Annotated in this window: 5 protein-coding genes; 4 read left to right on the forward strand and 1 reads right to left on the reverse strand. The window is 41.0% G+C overall.

The genetic code is table 11. From position 1 onward, the window contains the following. The 4 genes from BLV54_RS14565 to BLV54_RS14580 form a co-directional block, all read left to right on the forward strand. Window positions 1-394: hypothetical protein (locus BLV54_RS14565; RefSeq protein WP_256329541.1), on the forward strand; the 394-nt coding region annotated here is incomplete at its 5' end. Window positions 395-498: 104 nt separating this feature from the next. Next, on the forward strand, window positions 499-912 hold the full coding sequence (locus BLV54_RS14570) for a copper resistance CopC family protein (RefSeq protein WP_090572326.1): 414 nt from the start codon (window positions 499-501) through the stop codon (window positions 910-912). Next, window positions 905-2926: a CopD family protein gene (locus BLV54_RS14575; protein WP_090572327.1), complete on the forward strand. Its 2022-nt coding sequence runs from the start codon at window positions 905-907 to the stop codon at window positions 2924-2926. The genes BLV54_RS14570 and BLV54_RS14575 overlap by 8 nt, the downstream gene beginning before the upstream one ends. 62 nt (window positions 2927-2988) lie before the next feature. Next, on the forward strand, window positions 2989-3480 hold the full coding sequence (locus BLV54_RS14580; RefSeq protein WP_090572328.1) for a hypothetical protein: 492 nt from the start codon (window positions 2989-2991) through the stop codon (window positions 3478-3480). Between the two features lie 707 nt (window positions 3481-4187). Here the strand turns inward: BLV54_RS14580 and BLV54_RS14585 are convergent. After that, window positions 4188-4366, reverse strand: a 179-nt coding sequence (locus tag BLV54_RS14585; RefSeq protein WP_143032544.1) for a transposase, incomplete at its 5' end; no start/stop codon positions are given.

Genomic DNA, 4366 nt, shown 5'->3' on the forward strand with positions numbered 1-4366 from the left:
GCAGGAATTTTGTGAAGATATTCCTTTGATAGGCCGTACCGTTGTTGCGCTGGATTATATCAATGAAGAACTGCGGCCAATGACGACTGAAGTGAGAATAATACGAGATACAGGATCAGAAGAGAATCTTGATGCAATAACTGTATTTCATTTGCCGCCACAAGTATATTCGAATGGATCGGTGACCTTTGAGCATGGCTTTCCGGAAGCTGGCAAGTTTATCGGTTTGGTTACGGTAAGAGGAGAGAAAGAAGAATATGTATCCCGCTTTCCGTTTTCAGTAGGAGCTGGTGGAAAATTGAATCTGCCTTATATCATAGGTGTCATCGTGCTGGCAGCTGTTGGTGCCATCTTCTTCATACGTAGTAAAAAAAATAAAACAGAAGCTGCTTAGTTTACAGTTAGTAGCAAAATAATATTAGAACCACGCTCAGGTTCAATAATCTAAAGAACATTAATTTATTCGAATTATCATATCTAAAAATAAGGAGTACTCGAATGAAAATAAAATGGGCAATATTAAATCTTAAGCGAGTTTTAGCATTATCTATAGTAGTAACGGTAATGACTCTTATGCATGCAAATCAAGCATTAGCACATGCTGCTCTTGTCAAGGCTGAACCTGCTCGTCGTGCGGTGCTTTCTACAGCACCAACGCAAATCCGTCTCTGGTTTAATGAAGAAATTGAACCTGCGTATGCGTCTCTTTCGGTATTTGATAAAGATAAAAAATCCATTACAGATAATAAAGTGAAGGTTCATCCTGGAGATCCAAAATCTATAATTTTGGAATTGCCAGAAATGCAATCAGGACGATATGCAGTGAAATTTCGGGTGCTCTCTGTAGATGGTCATGTGGTTGATTCTGAGTATAATTTTACAGTTTCGGATAAAGAAAAAAAAGATGATTGAGATCGTTGCTGCATTTGCTCGTTGGTCACAGCTGGTAGCCAATCTGATTATTTTTGGTAGCTGTATTTTTCTTGCTGTAGCTGGGCAACAGAAAGCTGTATTTGAAAGCCCCTGGGCAATCCGGTTGGAACGCGGATTTTTATGGTTAGCTGGTATCATTCTAATTGGATTGCTAGGTATCCTAGCGACAACAACAGGCGAAGCGACTGGTGTTGCATCTAATGCCTGGCGACCAGATGCTTGGTTGGAAGTGGTGCAGCGGACTCGCATGGGACAACTGTGGGCGGCTCGTGCACTATTTGCGTTAGTTTTGCTAGGAGCCATTCTATATATTCGGCATGCTTACAGAGTGAGGTGGCACTATATCCTAGGTGCGGTAGCAGCATCATTGCCGTTGATTGCAGGCTCACTTGTTAGCCATTCGGCTGCAGAGGACATATCTGCTATCTCAATACTTCCTTATGTGCTGCATATTCTTCTGGCAGGTGCCTGGTTTGGCGCCTTACCGGCATTTCTATTGATAATATTCAGTCAGAAAGATCCTGACAAACCATTGGATTTGTTGAGTGCTGAAAGCTTGAAGAAGTTTTCGACGATTGCCTTGCCGGTAATGGTCATTTTAATGGCAACTGGTTTTATCGTTGCTGATCGAATGGTAGAGGAAGATTATCATGCGCTGGTTTCTAGTGCGTATGGTTGGCTAATAAACATAAAACTTACACTACTGGCGATCATTCTCGTTATCGCGTATCGAGCACGCGCTAGATGGCTACCATCATTCACGCAAGCAAATTACGTCGAGCAAATCCAAAGGGGTGGGCAGCAACTGAAGAAATGGGTAAGCATTGAATTCATACTTGCCATTATCATGGTGTTAGTTGCGACTATTTTGGCTAACACCATACCTGCAAAGCATGTCATGGTAGAAAACTGGCCTTATCCTTTTAGATTCTCAATTGATGCCACTTGGAATGAGCCAAATACTCCTCTTTTCTTCTGGAGTGGTGTGGTATTGTTAATTATGGCTGCTGGCTCAGTGTGGTTAGGCATTAAGAATAAATGGGAAATTAAAAAAAGGATTGGAATACCAGCTGGCTTAACAATTGTCTCTTTAGCAATAGCCTTGCCTCATTTAGCAGTGGATGCTTATCCGGAGACTTATCAAAGTACACCTGTTCCTTTTGATGCTATTTCCATCTCTAATGGATCGGTATTTTTCTCACAAAATTGTACTTCCTGTCATGGTCCGCAAGGTAAAGGCAATGGGGTACTTGCTAAAACATTTAATCCACCACCCGCTGATCTATTGACTGAGCCCCACACAGCTAGACATACAGCTGGTGATTTTTTCCATTGGCTAACATATGGCATTGCAGAAACAGGTATGCCAGGTTTTTCTAGTAATTTATCAGAAGAGGATCGCTGGGATGTCGTCAATTATATGCATGGCATGTCACGCGGCTATCAGGGGCGTCTATTAAAACCCATGGTTGTTCCAGAAAAACCATCTATTGCGCCACCTATTTTTTCCTATTTTGCGGATGATGGTTCCAGCGGCTACCTGAAGGATTTTCGTCAGGAAAAGAATGTGATGCTCGTGTTGTTTACATGGCCGCAATCACAAGTTCGTTTACAAGAATTGAAAGCATCTTATGACGAGCTGCGTGAGCTCAATACAGTTATTTTAGCTGTTCCAATGAATGATCTTGATCAACAGGAAATAATGCAGATTGCAGCGAATATACCTTTTCCTATAGTGACGGAAGGATCTCGGGAGATCAGAAATAGTTATATTCTGTATCGAAGGACACTTACTCATCCGGATATTCTTGGCGAGGGAGTCATTCCTGAGCATTTGGAATTTTTGGTAGATCGCTTTGGCTACTTACGCGCAAGATGGATACCCGATAGGGATAAAAGTGGGTGGGATAATATGGATTTTCTAAAACAACAGCTGATTCAGCTTAATAGTGAGAAGGAAATTCTTCCACCACCAAGTGATCATGTGCATTAATGTTTAAATCTGTTATAACTTCGAATTATCCTTGTCTTAATTAATACTCCAGGAGAAACTGAATGAGAAGACTAATCGTTACATCTGCGTTATTGAGTACGATGTTGATGATGCCATATTTTGCATTGGCCCATACAGAAGGGCATTTAGCTACATTAACACCACCTCACGGAGGCCAGCTTCGCGCATCTGGCCCCTTCCATTTAGAGTTGGTAGCTAAGGATGGTGAATTGACTCTGTATATAACTGATCATGGAGATAAGCCAATTGCCACGAGTGGGGGGCAAGGGAAAGCAAATATCCAAGCAGGTCAGGAAGGGAAAAGACAATCCGTTGTATTGGAGCCGGTTTATGCAAATATAATGAAAGCGAAGGGGGATTTTAAAATTACCCCTGAAACTACAGTAGCTGTTTTTATAGCTATTCCAGGTCATGAGACCCAAGGCGCAAATTTCATGCCACTAGCGTCGAATGGAAAGGGGGGAGAGCATCATCATCATGTCCATAGCGATGCTGAAGAAGATAGTGAGCATAAGCATGAACATAAACATTAATAAATTACGAAATAATTCAGTTTATTAAGAATTTTTAGTAAGTAGTAAAACAGCAAGGGATGATTTTTATAGATCTGTTCCTTGCTGTGCTTTTATCTCTGTAATCTCTGTATAAAATACAGTCCATGATAGTGCGTACACATTCTCTTTGCTTTGAAAGAGAAACTAGCGTACTGCGACTACTTTGTGATTTGATAATTACATGTTGCATTAAAAAGTGTTTTTTGAACCTAAATTCCTCAGTTGAAGACTCCTAAATCGCTCAAGAATCCTATTAATTAAGGTTCTTTGAAAGATCCATGGCATTACCAATCAGATGAGATTTTAGTGAAATAATCAAAATCTGCCGAAAGTGTTGCCACGCCTTGCTCTCAGCTTGTTTACTGTAACTGAGGAGCAGTTAACATTTTTGGCTATGAACCGTTGATAGTATTAGATTACAGCTATTTTCATTCTAAATTCCAACTGAGGAATTTAGGTTGAAATCTTCCAGGATTGCTATCAAGCTAAACTAGTCATAATTGATCGAGTGAGCTAACTCATCAAAACAACAAAATCATTAAGGGAATCTAATAAAATTTGCGAACTTGTGTTTAACCAAGATGAGCATTTTTTATCTCATGCTCGTGGTTTTGTGTTTCCTCATGTGAGATCTTCTCCTAATTTAAGCCAGACTATTACTTAGAAGCTGTTTGGAAATTCCTGCTCTAGGTTAATCGCCTCAACATAATACGGGTCATAGCGATGTAAATCCAAGTTTCATCTGTACGCGTTAGGCACTCGTAGCTTTCGCTAAGTCGGCGCGAATGATTAAGCCAGCCGAAGGTACGCTCGACTACCCGGCGACGGGGCAGCAATGTAAATTTCCTGGCTTCCCTGGGGCGCA

Source organism: Nitrosomonas sp. Nm33, assembly GCF_900107265.1.
In the GTDB taxonomy this organism is placed as follows: domain Bacteria; phylum Pseudomonadota; class Gammaproteobacteria; order Burkholderiales; family Nitrosomonadaceae; genus Nitrosomonas.